Below are 14443 nucleotides of genomic sequence, written 5' to 3'. Positions count from 1 at the left end.
TCTGCGGACCAATGCCGATTTAAGGCTCGTGTCGCGTCGTAAGCGAAGCAAGTCATGCCCGTCGATGTCGGGATGCACATTCAATATTACCGATCGAATGCGCCGGCTGAAGCGGTGAAGCCGGCGCGATCCAAGCGAAGCGTTTTCGCTGACGAGCAGGGCGCAATCCCACCGCGATCAAATATCAATATTGGAGACAGACATGGCTGGCAGCCCCACCGAACACGAGCCGCATGGCGCCCATCAGACGAGGAAGGCAACCGCGAGCGGCTGGATCGGCTCCGCGCTCGAGTACTACGACTTCTTTATCTACGCGACCGCAGCATCGCTGATTTTCCCGCAGCTGTTCTTCCCCTCGGGCAACCCGAAGATCGCGATCGTGGCTTCACTGGCGACCTACGGCGTGGGATATGTCGCGCGGCCGATTGGCGCCTTCTTTCTCGGACATTGGGGCGACACGAAAGGCCGCAAGAACGTCCTGCTGGTGTGCATGTTTCTGATGGGCTTCTCGACCATGGCCGTCGGCCTGCTGCCGACTTACCACCAGGTCGGCCTGCTCGCACCGGTGCTGCTGGTTGCGCTGCGCCTGATTCAGGGCTTCGCGGTGGCCGGCGAGATCTCCGGCGCCAGCTCGATGATTCTTGAGCACGCGCCATTCGGCCGGCGCGGTTACTACTCGAGCTTTACGCTGCAGGGCGTGCAGGCCGGCCAGATTCTCGCTGCGGCCGTGTTCCTGCCGCTCGCCCACTACATGCCTGAAGACGCGTTCAATGCCTGGGGCTGGCGCATTCCGTTCCTGCTGAGCGCAATCGTTCTCGTGGCGGGCTACATCATCCGTCGCGAGGTGAAAGAAACGCCGGCCTTCGCGACCGAAGGCGCCGTGCCGCGCTCGCCGATTGTCGAAGCCTTCAAGTTTAACTGGAAGGAGATGCTGGTCGTCGTGTGCTGTGCGTTGATGAACGTCATTCCGGTGGTCACGACGATTTTCGGCGCGGCCTACGCGGTTCAGCCTTCGTACGGGATCGGCTTCCATAAAAGCGTCTACCTGTGGATTCCGGTGCTCGGCAACATCGTGGCCGTGTTCGTGATCCCGCTGGTCGGCAATCTGTCGGACAAGATCGGCCGCCGTCCGCTGATTATCGGCGGCGCGCTCGGTTCAGGGCTGCTGTCGTTCGGTTATCTCTACGCGATCAGCATCCATAACGTGCCATTGGCGATCGTGATGTCGATACTCATGTGGGGCGTGATCTATCAGGGCTATAACGCCGTTTTCCCGAGCTTTTACCCCGAACTCTTCCCCACGCGCTCCCGGGTTTCGGCAATGGCGATTTCGCAAAACATCGGCACCACGATTACGGCGCTGCTGCCGGCTCTCTTCGCAACCGTCGCGCCTCCGGGATCGACCAACATCCCCATGACGATCGGTGCGATCACGTTCGGCGTCACGATTATTTCGGCGATTGCTGCATACAGCGTGCGGGAAACGTACCGGATTCACCTGAACGACCTTGGCCAGCGCAGCGCAAAGCCTGTCGACAAGGAGGACTACGAGCGGATGCGCGAGCAGACCCTGTCCGGCGCAAAAGCGGCGTAGCAATCGAACGTCTAGATGCAAACGCCGGTGCCCGGCATTCATCGTCCGGGTCCGGTCTGCATCAAAAGATCGCGCAATGAAGTTGGGCGCGCAACCATTGGATTAGCCCGCTGAACGGGACGGCGCGCTGCCGGTTAGGCGGTCGCGCTGTCACTGTCGGTTCGCCAGCCTGGCGGGCCGGCCACAATGATTTGTATGGAGCGTCCCTCATGAATCAGCCTTGCATTATCTCCGTCGCCATTACCGGTTCAGTGCCGCGTAAGAAGGACAACCCGGCTGTGCCGGTCACCATTGCTGAACAGATCGAAAGCACTCACGAAGCTTATGAAGCCGGCGCGACGCTCGTACACCTGCATGTGCGCGACGAGCAGGAAAACTCCAGTTCCGACCGGTCGAGCTTCGCGAAGCTTCAGGAAGGCATCCGCAAGCATTGTCCCGACATCATCATCCAGTTTTCGACGGGCGGCCGCGGCCGTTCGTTCGAGCAGCGCGGCGCGATGCTCGATCTGCGTCCGGACATGGCGTCACTCGCAACGGGCTCGGTCAACTTTCCGACGACCGTCTACGAAAATCCGCCGGATTTCGTACGCTCGCTGGCAAAGATGATGCTCGACTACAACGTCAAGCCGGAAATCGAAATCTTCGATCTGGCGATGCTGTACAGCACCGTCGACCTGGTCGGGCTCGGCCTGCTGAAATCGCCCGTGCACGTGCAATTCGTAATGGGCGTGAAGAACGCCCTGCCCGCGCGACGCGAGATCCTGGAGTTCGAGGTGCAGCAACTCAAGGCGCTACTGCCCGATGCAACGTGGACGGCTGCCGGTATCGGACGGCATCAACTCGAGGTGAATCACTGGACGCTGGAAATGGGCGGCCATTGCCGCACAGGTCTCGAAGACAACGTCCGCTGGGACAAGGACACGCTCGCGAAGAGCAATGCGCAACTGGTGGCACGGGTAGCATCGTTGTGCGGCGAGTATGGGCGGCCGGTAGCGAGCGCCAAACAGGCGCGTGAACTGCTGCATTTGCCGGCCTTGTAGGGCGACGCCGCGCGCCGTCGGCGTCCGCTCGGCTGCCTCAACCGTTTTGTTTTTCTGCGTTAGGTACTGGTGATCGTGCCGCGTTGCGCCCGATTTCATGCGCCCCACGAAAACCATTACGATTCAAGGCTCTAGCGAGTTCACCAGGTAGTTATCAACACCCTCTTCAACAATATCTGGGGATAAGTCGGGCGAAGAGCGTGATCGAGCCGTAACGGCCGCCCTCATGGGGCGGCATGACAGGCCTCAATCCGATCGCGAGTGCATGCGGCTCATAACAGTAGTCACGATGGGCACGCCAACTGTCTAGTGCCGTTCAGAAGCACGGCGCGTTGACATGATCCACCAATCCGGCAGTCAACGTGTCGAGCCTCGCACGCGGTCGATCTGATCGTTGAGTCGCGCTACAGAATTGGCGAGGAACGCGACTCTGGCGTCGAGACGGGAAAGAAGCAGCGTCGCGATAAGAATTGCGAACGCAAACGTAATGACAGCGGCGGCGAGCCATTGAGGCTTGACGCCGTTCGCTGCGCCGCAAATCGAGCCAACGGGGAAATTCGCCGCGGCCATGCCGGTGTAATGCATACCCGCGATGGCAATCCCCATGACACAGGCCGCACCAATGCGCTTGGGCATCACATGGTTCTGATCTGCGCCGCGCAGCGTGTTCGCGACCCACAGCGCCGCAGTAGACGCTGCGATTGCAATGAAAATCGAGCCAGCAAAGATCCTGGGTTCGTAGCGAATCGCCGGATTCATCAACATCGCGGCCATTCCCATGTAATGCATGCCGGCAATACCTAACCCCATGAGAACCCCACCCGCCAGCAAATGGAACAGCTTCAGACGTTCCCGCGTGACGACATGCAACGCAAACCACGAGACGATCACCGCAATCGCGAGCGAGTAAAAGGTTATGGCGAAATCGTAACCAATCGGAATATCCAGGGAAAACGACAGCATGCCGATGAAGTGCATGGACCAAATGCCAACGCCCATTGCCAGGGCGCCGGCGGCCAGCCATAGTTGCCGGGCACGAACGTAAGCCAGAATGGAAAGCCGGTCTGCGAGATCGATTGCCGTAAACGAAGCAAGCGTCGCGACGATAAGGGAAACGGCGACTAACCCGAGGTTATAGTTGCTTTGCATAGATTGGGGGCTCTTTCACAAGAGCTCGATTAGTGGTTATCAAGAGCCTCATGCGGCCTCTCTGCCGACGAAGACTGGGCTCTGCATTCGCACTGGCCTGTGCGCTTATAAATCCATTCTGAGTATTTTTAGCCGCTTGAGTATCCGCGACGGTGTCAATTCTAGTGCATGTTGGTGGGAAGATGATCGACGACCGGACTCAATTGCGCAAGCCCGTTGCACTCGCGTCCGTCGTACACAAGCCGCTGCTCATCGACCTTGCTTTCTGGGCCATGAATGCGCATTTCGAGTGCCAACTCTCACCCGACAAGAAGGCACCCCAATGCGGCCAACGTCAATCCCGCGCTTATGCTCGCTCGCCTGCGTTACGCAATTGATTTCGGTAGTCGCGGGTTCCGTTGCAACGAAGGTGAGCGTTCGTTGATCTGCGGACTGGCGTCTGTCTCGGCAATATCGCCGGCCGCGAACTGTTTGCGGTAAGCGGCGGGCGTGAGTTCTTTCAACGCTTTGAACTGTCGGTTGAAATTAGCCACGTTTGGAAACCCGGAGCGCGTTGCAACGACGGAAACGGGAGTCGAGGTGTGCGCGAGCATCCGGCAGGCATGTCCAATCCTGACTCGCGCGATATATCGCCCAACGCTCTCTCCAATGTGCTGCTCGAAGTAGCGAGCCAGAGAACGTTCCGACACGTTAGCAGCGTCGCAAAGGTCGGATAGACGCAGTGGTTCAGCGAAGCGTAAATCAATCATTGAGAGCACGCGGTTTATACGCTCCGGTTCGTGCCCTGAAGGACCCTCTGCACGGTCGCTAAACGCGGTCGGCGAAGCAAGCGGATCGCCAGGTGCTTCTGCGAGCATGCACAAGACATTGAGTGCCCCGGCAAGGCGTTCTCGCGCGGTGCTGGACAGCAGCTTGTCGACCTGTACGCGCATCGCGGCGGCGACCTCCGGACCGAATGCCAGCCCGCAAGCGGCCCGACGCAACAGGTTACGCAAAGGCGCATATTCCGGGCAGACGTCCGCAAGCCGCCGCGCCCAATCGCCGCCAAACCAGATCACGATTGCAACCTGAGGAGATGCTGCGTCGATCGAGCGATTCGACGCCCATGTATGAGGAAGATTCGGGGGCACAAGAACCAGGTCATCGTCTACATAGTCTGCAATCGAATCCCCGATATAGCGCTTGCCCTGACTGTTCAGCGTCAGGGTTAGTTCGTATTCGGGATGGTGGTGCCATTCGAACGGAATGCGCGGCAGACGCCGGTGGTAAACCCTGACCGAGCAGTCGTCGCCAAATTCGACATGTTCGTATGCTGGTTTCATGGCAGAAAACGCAAAGAAATTGTCTGGATGGTATCACTTCTGTGTGCACGGTCAGCCTATCCTGCGGATACAGCAGAACCCACGAGGAGACGACCATGGCACTCATCATCGACGACCTGCCGGCAGCCATCCGGCAGGCCAAACAGGAGCTTCGCGCACGACTTCCGAACTATCGGGATGTTTTCGCCGAAGTGGATGAAACGATCCGCGCCGAAGCCAGCAGAATTGCCGCGCAACGCAGTCGCGGCGAAAACGTGATCCCCGAAGTCCAGTTCTCCGACATCGCGGAGCAGCGCGTGAGCGCCGAGCAGATCGAACTCGTCAAAACACGTGGTGCGTGTGTGATCCGCAACGTGTTCGACCGCGCTCTGGTGGAAGGGTGGGACCGCGATATCGCGGACTACCTCGAACGCAACGACCTGAATACGCGCCTGCAGAATCGGGCCGAGGACAAATACTTTGGCCAGCTCGCATCCAGCAAGCCGCAGATTTACGGCGTGTACTGGTCAAAGCCGCAGGTCCTCGCGCGCCAGGCGCCGTCGCTGACTGCGGCTCGTGTCTTTCTGAACCGGTTGTGGCGCAATGAAAGTGAAGGCCGGATCCATTTCGATCCAGAGCGAGTGCCGGTCTACGCGGACCGGATGCGTCGCCGGCCACCCGGCTCCGAGTCATTGGGCTTGTCCGCGCATTGCGACGGCGGCTCGGTCGAGCGGTGGATCGAGGCGAATTTCCGCAAGGTGTACCGGCATGTGTTCGACGGCAACTGGCGTCAATATGATCCGTTCGACGCCGCGTTCCGGCCGGACGCAGAAGAGATTGCATCTCCCGCCGTATGTTCGATGTTCCGCACGTTTCAGGGCTGGACCGCACTGACGCCGCAAGGCCCTGGCGACGGCACGCTGCAACTCGTGCCGATTGCAAATTCGATGGCTTATATCCTGTTGCGCGCCCTTCAGGACGATGTGGCCGATGACGACCTGTGCGGCGCGATGCCAGGTCGCGCGCTCTCCATCAAGCCGGAATTTCATGCGCCGCTTTTCGACGCGCTCTCATCGATTCCCCACATGCAGGCCGGCGACACCGTGTTCTGGCATAGCGACGTGATCCACGCAGTGGAAGACGCGCACCGCGGCGCAGGCTACAGCAACGTGATGTATATCGCGTCGGCGCCCGCGTGCGCCAAGAACGACGAATACCTCAAGCGCCAGTTGCCTAGCTTCCTTGAGGGCAAAAGCCCGCCTGACTTCCCGACCGACCATTTCGAAGTCGACTTTGTCGGACGGGCTACTGTCGAAGATCTGACGCCGCTCGGGAAGGCCCAACTCGGTTTCGATCTGTAAGCGCTACGAAAACGCACTCCATCATGGCGTGCGCCTGCCTGGTGATTCATAAAGAAAACTAACGGAGACAGCCATGAAAAGAACAGTCATGTCAGCCGCAATCGTCGCTGCGGTGCTTGCCACAGGCGCACAGGTCGCAAGTGCTGCCGAGTCACTTTCTGTATTGCACTGGTGGACCTCGGGCGGCGAATCGAAGGCGATCAGAGTGCTCAAGGACGACATGAACAAGCAGGGTTACGAGTGGAACGACTTCGCCGTAGCCGGCGGGGCGGGTGCGGCGGCCATGACGGCGTTAAAGACACAGGTCATGTCCGGTAACGCGCCGTCGGCTGCGCAGATCAAGGGGCCGCTGATACAGGACTGGGCTGATCAAGGCGTGCTGGTCGATATAGACAAGTCCGCTACTGACTGGAAAGCCCAACTTCCCGCGCAGATCAACAAGACCATGATGTCAAAGGGCCACTATGTGGCCGCGCCGTTCTCGGTGCACCGAATCAACTGGCTGTGGATCAACAAAGCCGCACTCGATAAAGTGGGTGGTAAACCGCCGACGACATGGCCCGAGTTCTTCGCGCTAGCCGACAAGTTCCGGGCTGCGGGCATTACGCCCGTCGCGCGTGGTGGCCAGCCTTGGCAAGACATGACCATCTGGGAGACGGTCGTGCTTTCTCAGGGCGCGGATTTTTATCGCAAGGCCATGATGGAGCTCGACCAGAAAACACTCACTTCGCCGCAGATGTTGCAGGTCTTCCAGACTGTCCGGAAGATTCAAGGTTACTTCGACAAAGGCTCGACCGGCCGTGACTGGAATCTCGCGACTGCCATGGTCATCAACGGATCGGGTGGGATGCAATTCATGGGGGACTGGGCGAAAGGTGAGTTTGCCAATGCGAACAAGAAAGCCGACGTTGACTATATCTGCGCGGCTGCGCCGGGTACGTCGAACGCCTTCACCTACACAGTAGACTCGTTCGTGTTTTTCCAGCAGAACGGCAAGAAGGACGCGACGCCTGGACAGCTTGCGTTGGCGAAGACAATCATGTCGCCCGCCTTCCAGGAACAATTCAGTCTTTACAAGGGTTCGATTCCGGTCAGGCAGGATGTTTCAATGGACAAGTTCGACGCCTGTGCCAAGAAGTCATACGCAGATGAGCAATCCACCATCAAATCCAACACGTTCTTTCCGTCGTTCGCATTTGGTGACGTTCAGTCGTCTGCCACCGAAGGCGCGATTACCGACGTTGTGACGGGCTTCATGAACTCGAATGAAGACCCGCAAGAGGCGGTGCGCAAGGTCGCGGCTGCAGCGAAGATCAAATAGGTGCGAATTTCGAAGCCGCCTCGACAAAATCAAGCCGTCGTGCAAGGTCATTCGAGGACTGTGGCGGCATAACGCAACGCGTGTCCAGAATTCTGCATTCGATGTACCCGTAACACGCGTCATGCGTTACCCACTGTTACGGGCCACAAAGCAATTTTTCCAACCGGCGCGCGGCACAGACGCGTCCGGCCTTGTTATTGCTTTATCACCCCGTCGCATCGTCGATAACTAAACTCAAGAACGGGGTAAGCGGTGACACAGAACAGAGACCTTCGATTTGAAGCGCTTGATGGCCTGCGGCTTGTTTGCGCACTCTGGGTCATGTTGAGCCACTTCGGGCCGCCGCCCATTCATTTCACCTTTGGTATGTTCGCCGGTCATGCATTGACCATCGAGAGCATGTTCAAAAGCGTTTTCTGTGGCACGGCCGCAGTGGTGGCGTTCTTCATCATTTCCGGGTTTTGCATCCATCTGCCGTATGTCTCGGGGAAAACGCTTGCTGTCAAGAATTTCTATGTCGCACGACTGGTGCGTATTGGCGCGCCGATGATAGTGGCAGTAACCGCTGCCAAAGTGCTACCCAACGGAACATACGAGCTCGATGCCGTGCTCTGGTCGCTTTACAGCGAAATCCTTTACTACTTCGGCTATCCGGTCATCTTGCGAGTCGCGCGCAAAGGGGGATTGCCGCACCTCACGGCCATTGCCTTCCTAATGGCGCTGGTTGTTAATCTTATTCCGGATGACACTCACGGCTACTTCTGGTCTAACGGGATCATCCTGACGACGTTGCGCGGATTGCCGATCTGGCTTCTCGGCTGCATCATCGCGCAGTTTTACGCTTCTTCGTCGAGATCCCCGACATCACTACGCATTTTGGGCTTGGCTGGCGTGCGACAGACGTTACGCGTGTTCATAGTGTTGGCGAACGCAATCGCCTTGATCCTGCATTTCCTGACGCCGCTGCACTACAAGTGGAGCATGCTTCCCTTCGCAATCCTGTGCGCGCTCTGGATCGTTGCAGAACTGGAAGCGAGCGCGTCGCGGACGATATTCACGCGAGTTGCGCCGCTTGGCCGCGCATCCTATTCGCTCTATCTCACGCACAAGTTGGCGATACCGGTCGTTGCTGTGATGTATAGCAGTCTGGCAGGTGCGCAGTACTGGATTGCTCTGCTATGCATCGCCATCATCCTCACCAACCTTATGTACTTCATGGTTGAGACCCCGGCCCACCGACTCTCAAGAGCGATCGGTCGAAACTGGATGAAACGACAAACTGATCCAGTCATTACCTGATCCACCCATCAAGCCACCTTCGCGGTGGCTTTTTTGTCACCTCGTCACTCGCCACAACCGCCATCGGGCGGTTTCTTCGTTTACGGACATGACCAACGTTACCCAAATCCACGAAGGGAAAGAGACGTTGACCGTTGACGTCAACATCCCCGGCCACGAGCCGCATATGACGAAGGCTCTGTTCAAGCGCACGCGTAATGCCTTGCTCTCGCGGTACGGCGGCCGCTGTTTCATCTGCAACGCGACGGCCGACGAAAGTTGGCCATCCATTCGAAGCGCATCACCACCCGATCGAGCGCTCCTTTGCCGAGATGATCGAATGGGAGCGCTTCAAGTTCGACGCGCAGGTCGGCGTCTGGGGTGAAGCGAACCAGGCATTCGACTGGGACAACTTCACCGACTGGACCCGGTTCGTCGACGACATGACGGTCAACGGCATGTTGCTTTGCAAGGCGCACCACATCGGAAAAGACGAAGGCCTGCACACGCTGCCCTTCCCTATCTGGATCGCGCAAAAGTGCGGCAAGGAAGGTTATCAATTCTCCGGCACCGAAGTGATTCACCGCCAGCAATAGGAGCATTCATGCAGTCAGATACGAAGAAATATCTCGCGGCCGCCGGCATCCTCGTGGTTTGGCGCGGCTTCGCATTCGTCGGCAAGACGTCGGTCGACGGTGTCATCGCGACCTCGGGGTTCGGCTCCGACCGGCCTCCGGGTCAGGCACGCGGCCACCTCCAACGAATAACCTCCCCGGCAGTAATCCCGCCGCGCGACGCGGCTCCCTCCCCAGGAAATTCACACCATGAACCGAATCATGCTGCTTGCGGCAGGTACACACGATGGCCGGGCACAATGGACATGGGGCGCGCGCGTGCCCGGCGTGCGCCCCATCACCGTATGCGTCGTCAACGATTGAAGCTTGGTCAGCTCGCCCTGCACAAATCGCCAGTTGATCAGCTGTTGGTCACTTCGTATCCGCGACGCGCGGCCTCGCTCTTGTGGCGCAGTTCTTCCGTGGTTTCGCCGCCGCCTTCCGGCATCCAGCCCGGTGGCCGGATAACGTGATTGATCGCGGTCCACGCGTTCTTCGCCTTCAACACGTCCCGGACAAGGGTAGCCCAGTGCTCGAACTCGACGACGAACGGATTGCGTGAGGTTGTTGGCGTAACGAGCCCGTAGCGGCAAGGTTCGTCGGCGCGTTCCTCGACGTAAGTGCCGAACAGCCGGTCGAAGATAATCAGCACGCCGCCGTAGTTCGCGTCCAGATATTCGACATTCGACGCATGGTGCACGCGGTGCGAGGAGGGCGTATTGAACACATACTCGAGCCAACCGAGCTTCGGAATCCACGTGGCATGAAGCCAGAACTGATACATGAGGTTGAAGAAGAGCGTTAGCAGAACGACTTCCGGACGCACGCCAAGCCACACGAGCGGCGCGAAGAAAATCGCCGAGCCCGTCAGCTTGCCCGTCACGCCGAGCCGGTACGCGGTTGAGAGGGTCAACTGGTTCGGCGAATGATGCACGGCATGCGTGGCCCAGAAGAAGCGAATACGATGCGACGCGCGGTGATACCAGTAGTAGCAGAATTCCTGACCGATGAAGAGCGCCAGCACCATCAGCGCGCTATTGAGTTCCACCGTGAAGATGCGATGCTCCCAGGCTAGCGCAAACACAGGTGTCGCGAGCGAGAGCGGCAGCAGCGCGAGCAGCTTGCGCGCGAAGACGTCGGCCAGCGAAAGCCACACTTCGTACCACGCGAATGGCGTGGCCGCATTGCGGTTTCTCCGACTCAGCCAGACGGCTTCGACCATCGATACGGCAATGACGAATGCCGTGACATATAGCGAGAATTTTCCGAGTTGTTCCATGACGATGCCATAACGGTAGTGACCGGGGGATATCGTCTGCGGTGAGGTTGTGGAACAGTGCATCGCATCCGATATGCGCACTGTATCTATGGCTCCCGCAACAGGCTATGCGAAAGTTATTTCACCGCATGTCATGTGGCTCGAAGCCTTTCCAGCCAAGACTGGCAGTCGCTTTTGTCTCTTAGACACCATTGCGCGAATCGCATCTTCGGTGGATGCCGTCAGTCCATTGCGGTGGGCCGCCGCGCGGAAATCGGTGGGCGGCGGCTCCCACCTCCTCAGCGCCGCTCCGGCTGCAGGTATCGCCGAATCGACGTATTGGGCGCCCCAATATCTCCACCATTTGGAGCGCGCACGGCGCGGAAAAGCTCGACTTGCCTGAAGTTCGCAAACTTTTCATAAAAGAAATTAGATACGACTGAGCGGTCGTGCTTTTTTTACAAGCTTTGCTCACGACGGACCGAGGAGTCAGGTCAATACCGTTTCGACTTCCTGCGCGCCAAGCACCGCTGCCTAACCTCTGGTGACTAAGTCACGACTGGTTAGGCAAACGGGCGGGCCCGGCCGAGTCCGCATATTCCACTCGGCAACCGCGACGATACGATTTCGACCGTCGTCAAACGCTTTGAGCGTGCGGACTTCGCTGGCGCCTGGCGGCAGCCAGAGATGTGCTTCAAATGCCTCACGGGAGATTGCACACTCAGCAGAGCCGGTCCGTTCTGACAAATGGAAGGCTATTCTGCTTCCGTCTGGCGATAGCCCCGGCGCGAAATCAAGAACTTGCATGCCGCACCTCGTGAATACACCGGCCAGCTGAGCTCCTGCCGCTCGCTCGAAATTTCCCAGAACATACGTGCCATCCCTACAGTCCGACCAAGCATCCCCATATGCCGCAGGGTCCTGCGCCGGGGCAGATTTTCATTCCTCCGGGTATGGCAGATGTTTCTGCGAGCGGCCGCCGTAGAAAAAGTCGAATGCCTCTTGTCGACCCGCTGCAGCCGGTCGACCCAACGCGACATATAGGGCGGCTTTCAAGGTACAACCGACGTTCGAATAGTCGCATTGGAAGACGAGGGGCGGCCTGAGCCAACGCTCAGGTGTCGCTGTTCGCGTGGCAGCTTCATGTCGCTTTGCTGCCGCTCTCACGCAGGTGGCCGCGAATGTCGGGTCACGCTGCCTGCCTGCAAACGCGTGCTCCGACCTAAGGCACTAGTCCACTCTAGGGAATGGACGTCCGCCCCCGGTAGACAAGACAGTCATTTGATAGAGGGTTGTTCGCGGACGAGGCCCGTGTCCAGGAAACCAAATATCATCTAGGGCCGGGGGTCGACCGTCCACAGGCCTAAAATCGCATCTACACTGTATCGGCAGTTCTGTTTGTCTAATGCGGGAAGGCCGTCGGGATAACCGCCGACTATTCGGGCTTCATTGGACATTCCCTGGAGCAGATTCCCGAGCAGTCGAGCGCCGTGCGCCGGATTGTCGATTCGAAGCTCACCACGCTCGCAGGCAGCACGAAGGTAGCGTTCCAGCGGGTCGATAACCTGTACCGAGACGATCTTTCGAAAATACTCCGAAATACCAGGAACGCGATGTCCTTCGGCCACAAGTAGACGATAAAAGTCAACCGAGCGCGGTTGGGTCGTATACGTGAGCAGGCGCAATGCCATCGCGTACAGAGCTGTTGCAGGGGGCTTCGAAAGCAGGCTCTCCGGAAAGAACTGCGCTTCGAGACCTTCGAATTCGCGCTGCAGCACCGCGGCGAGCAACCCTTCCTTGTTGCTGAACAACTGATACGCGGTCGCGGCGGATCCTCCTGCCTTGCTTACGATCGTCTTCATCGACGTCTGCGCATATCCGGTCGTAAGGAATTCTTCTGCGGCCACTTCAAGAAGCCTGACGCGTCGCGCTTCGCCCTTTACTGTGGGAGCCTGACGTTCACTTTCCTCGCTCAGCTTCCTCATGACCAACTAGCCTCCTTCATAAAAAGCGCCCAGCAACGCACGAGGTTGAGATGGGCCTCAAAGCCCCCCTCGCCACGAGCTGGCAGAGCCAGCGATTATGCACGAACGGCCTGGACCAAAGATCCAAACCGGACATGGACGCGAAAGGCTACCAATTCATTTTCAAACCATGACAAAACGTAACGTATGGTACATTACGTTTTTAGCTCGCGGCGAATTGCCCGAAATAAAACTGTTTGTTCTCGTCAGAATCCGCGTGGGCGTTTGCGAGACCAGCGGTAGACCATGCGCGAATCTGGAGTCACATGATGCGGCAGCCCGGCATCGGAGACCGATCACTAGTGTGCCGGCCCTCAGCGTCATCGGCACGAAACGTAACAACGGAGTTGTCGATGCCACTTCACGAGGTAGAGGTCTTTGGTCTTCTGCTTAGCCCGATATTCATGATGATCCTTGCGGCCGTCGTCGGCACAAGTCTGATTGCGGGGGTGGTAAACCGAATCATCCCCTATTCGTTGCACAGGAACGAAAGCCTTCTGTACGTGCTGTTGCTGGTCGGCATCGTGGCGATGATGGTAAGTCATTCATTTTGAGAGCTGGACAATGAAAAGAGCAGCAAGTGCGTTGACGACCTTGATATTGATCGCCGCTATCGGCGCTGGAATCAGCTTCATCTGGAATCGGTACATGTACACGCCGTGGACCCGCGATGGCAGGGTTCGTGCGACGGTCATTTCCATCGCACCGGATGTCTCGGGCTGGATCGACCAGCTGAATGCCGAGAACTCTCAATCGGTCAAGGAAGGCGATGTGCTGTTCACCGTCGACAACGCACGTTACAAGGTCGCACTCGAACAGGCTCAGGCACAGGCCGACAGTGCGAAGGTGGATTGGCAGCGAGCGGCGAGCGTCTATCAACGTCGCGGCAGCCTGACCGACGGCGGCGTGAGCAGCGAAGAAATCGACCTCGCGCGCCTCGATATGCTGGCGAAGCTCGCGGTCTACAAGCAGGCGCAAGCGAAAGTAGATGCGATGCAACTCGATCTGTCCCGAACGATATACAAGGCCCCGGCCGACGGGAAAATCATCAATCTGGCGCTAGAAAAAGGGGACTACGTCACGCGTGGCGTCGACCGTCTGGCGCTCGTTAAAAGCAATAGCTACTACGTCACGGGCTATTTCGAAGAGACCAAGATACCCGCCATCAGGCTTGGCGACAAAGTGGAAATATGGTTGATGGCTGGCAGTATCAGACTCGACGGCCACGTTGAGGCTATCGACAGCGGCATCTCCAACGAGAATACGACACCGGGAAACGAAATGTTGCCGTCCGTTTCCGCGACCTTCTCCTGGATTCGTCTCGCCCAGCGCATTCCTGTCGACATCAGGATCGATAGCGTCCCGGCCGGGGTGGATTTGAGTTCGGGAATGTCGGCAACCCTCAAAGTCGTGGTTCCGCCAAACGAGCAACGCAACCGTCGATCGGTTCTGCATGCTTTGAGCACCGACGTCAGCGCCGTTCTCCATTAATGGCGAAATTGG

The 14443-nt window shown here is 58.3% G+C and carries 12 protein-coding genes and 1 pseudogene; 8 read left to right on the top strand and 5 right to left on the bottom strand.

Going from position 1 to position 14443, the window contains the following annotated elements; all coding sequences use genetic code 11:
- The first annotated feature begins 202 nt into the window (after window positions 1–202).
- On the top strand, window positions 203–1594 hold the full coding sequence (locus P0D68_RS22735) for an MFS transporter (RefSeq protein WP_408302327.1): 1392 nt from the start codon (window positions 203–205) through the stop codon (window positions 1592–1594).
- Between the two features lie 209 nt (window positions 1595–1803).
- Window positions 1804–2634, top strand: coding sequence for a 3-oxoadipate:acetyl-CoA acetyltransferase (locus P0D68_RS22730; RefSeq protein ID WP_408302329.1), 831 nt, complete (start codon window positions 1804–1806; stop codon window positions 2632–2634).
- A 375-nt stretch (window positions 2635–3009) separates the two neighbouring features.
- On the opposite strand, the pseudogene P0D68_RS22725 reads toward P0D68_RS22730, so the two are convergent.
- Both P0D68_RS22725 and P0D68_RS22720 read right to left on the bottom strand, forming a co-directional pair.
- Window positions 3010–3783: pseudogene (locus tag P0D68_RS22725) on the bottom strand (MHYT domain-containing protein); the annotation flags it as partial.
- A gap of 365 nt (window positions 3784–4148) precedes the next feature.
- Window positions 4149–5105 carry a helix-turn-helix domain-containing protein gene (locus P0D68_RS22720; RefSeq protein ID WP_091803880.1) on the bottom strand — a complete coding sequence of 319 codons (957 nt, stop codon included), beginning with the start codon at window positions 5103–5105 and terminating at the stop codon, window positions 4149–4151.
- Window positions 5106–5200: 95 nt separating this feature from the next.
- Between P0D68_RS22720 and P0D68_RS22715 the strand changes: the two genes are divergently transcribed.
- The 4 genes from P0D68_RS22715 to P0D68_RS22700 all read left to right on the top strand — a co-directional run bounded on the left by P0D68_RS22715 (window position 5201) and on the right by P0D68_RS22700 (window position 9640).
- Window positions 5201–6445 (top strand): DUF1479 domain-containing protein, encoded by a 1245-nt coding sequence (locus P0D68_RS22715; RefSeq protein ID WP_408302333.1) that lies wholly within the window; start codon window positions 5201–5203, stop codon window positions 6443–6445.
- A gap of 73 nt (window positions 6446–6518) precedes the next feature.
- Window positions 6519–7766 carry an ABC transporter substrate-binding protein gene (locus tag P0D68_RS22710; RefSeq protein ID WP_408302335.1) on the top strand — a complete coding sequence of 416 codons (1248 nt, stop codon included), beginning with the start codon at window positions 6519–6521 and terminating at the stop codon, window positions 7764–7766.
- Between the two features lie 252 nt (window positions 7767–8018).
- The gene (locus tag P0D68_RS22705; RefSeq protein WP_408302337.1) at window positions 8019–9065 is read left to right on the top strand and encodes an acyltransferase family protein; all 1047 of its coding nucleotides are present in this window, start codon (window positions 8019–8021) and stop codon (window positions 9063–9065) included.
- A 197-nt stretch (window positions 9066–9262) separates the two neighbouring features.
- Window positions 9263–9640 (top strand): hypothetical protein, encoded by a 378-nt coding sequence (locus P0D68_RS22700; RefSeq protein ID WP_408302339.1) that lies wholly within the window; start codon window positions 9263–9265, stop codon window positions 9638–9640.
- A gap of 379 nt (window positions 9641–10019) precedes the next feature.
- Here the strand turns inward: P0D68_RS22700 and P0D68_RS22695 are convergent, their stop codons facing one another.
- The 3 genes from P0D68_RS22695 to P0D68_RS22685 form a co-directional block, all read right to left on the bottom strand.
- On the bottom strand, window positions 10020–10937 hold the full coding sequence (locus P0D68_RS22695; RefSeq protein ID WP_408187852.1) for a sterol desaturase family protein: 918 nt from the start codon (window positions 10935–10937) through the stop codon (window positions 10020–10022).
- Window positions 10938–11450: 513 nt separating this feature from the next.
- The gene (locus P0D68_RS22690) at window positions 11451–11723 is read right to left on the bottom strand and encodes a DUF1488 family protein (protein WP_408302341.1); all 273 of its coding nucleotides are present in this window, start codon (window positions 11721–11723) and stop codon (window positions 11451–11453) included.
- Between the two features lie 527 nt (window positions 11724–12250).
- The gene (locus P0D68_RS22685) at window positions 12251–12901 is read right to left on the bottom strand and encodes a TetR/AcrR family transcriptional regulator (RefSeq protein WP_408468754.1); all 651 of its coding nucleotides are present in this window, start codon (window positions 12899–12901) and stop codon (window positions 12251–12253) included.
- Between the two features lie 392 nt (window positions 12902–13293).
- Here P0D68_RS22685 and P0D68_RS22680 point away from each other — a divergent pair, with 392 nt between their 5' ends.
- A complete protein-coding gene (locus tag P0D68_RS22680; RefSeq protein ID WP_091808491.1) occupies window positions 13294–13494 on the top strand; it encodes a hypothetical protein in 201 nt (66 codons plus the stop codon).
- 10 nt (window positions 13495–13504) lie between these two features.
- Complete coding sequence (locus P0D68_RS22675; protein ID WP_218157143.1) at window positions 13505–14431, top strand: efflux RND transporter periplasmic adaptor subunit; 927 nt, start codon at window positions 13505–13507, stop codon at window positions 14429–14431.
- Window positions 14432–14443 lie beyond the last annotated feature (12 nt).

The sequence above is a fragment of the Paraburkholderia sp. RL17-380-BIE-A genome (genome assembly GCF_046028085.1).
Lineage (GTDB): Bacteria > Pseudomonadota > Gammaproteobacteria > Burkholderiales > Burkholderiaceae > Paraburkholderia.
Note: the sequence above shows the minus strand (reverse complement) of the source record. Positions and strands in the feature narration are given on the sequence as shown.

Coding starts and splice junctions, on each gene's coding strand:
- P0D68_RS22735 (WP_408302327.1), top strand. CDS start 203: ATGGCTGGCAGCCCCACCGAACACGAGCCGCATGGCGCCCATCAGACG.
- P0D68_RS22730 (WP_408302329.1), top strand. CDS start 1,804: ATGAATCAGCCTTGCATTATCTCCGTCGCCATTACCGGTTCAGTGCCG.
- P0D68_RS22720 (WP_091803880.1), bottom strand. CDS start 5,105: ATGAAACCAGCATACGAACATGTCGAATTTGGCGACGACTGCTCGGTC.
- P0D68_RS22715 (WP_408302333.1), top strand. CDS start 5,201: ATGGCACTCATCATCGACGACCTGCCGGCAGCCATCCGGCAGGCCAAA.
- P0D68_RS22710 (WP_408302335.1), top strand. CDS start 6,519: ATGAAAAGAACAGTCATGTCAGCCGCAATCGTCGCTGCGGTGCTTGCC.
- P0D68_RS22700 (WP_408302339.1), top strand. CDS start 9,263: ATGCCTTGCTCTCGCGGTACGGCGGCCGCTGTTTCATCTGCAACGCGA.
- P0D68_RS22695 (WP_408187852.1), bottom strand. CDS start 10,937: ATGGAACAACTCGGAAAATTCTCGCTATATGTCACGGCATTCGTCATT.
- P0D68_RS22690 (WP_408302341.1), bottom strand. CDS start 11,723: ATGCAAGTTCTTGATTTCGCGCCGGGGCTATCGCCAGACGGAAGCAGA.
- P0D68_RS22685 (WP_408468754.1), bottom strand. CDS start 12,901: ATGAGGAAGCTGAGCGAGGAAAGTGAACGTCAGGCTCCCACAGTAAAG.
- P0D68_RS22680 (WP_091808491.1), top strand. CDS start 13,294: ATGCCACTTCACGAGGTAGAGGTCTTTGGTCTTCTGCTTAGCCCGATA.
- P0D68_RS22675 (WP_218157143.1), top strand. CDS start 13,505: ATGAAAAGAGCAGCAAGTGCGTTGACGACCTTGATATTGATCGCCGCT.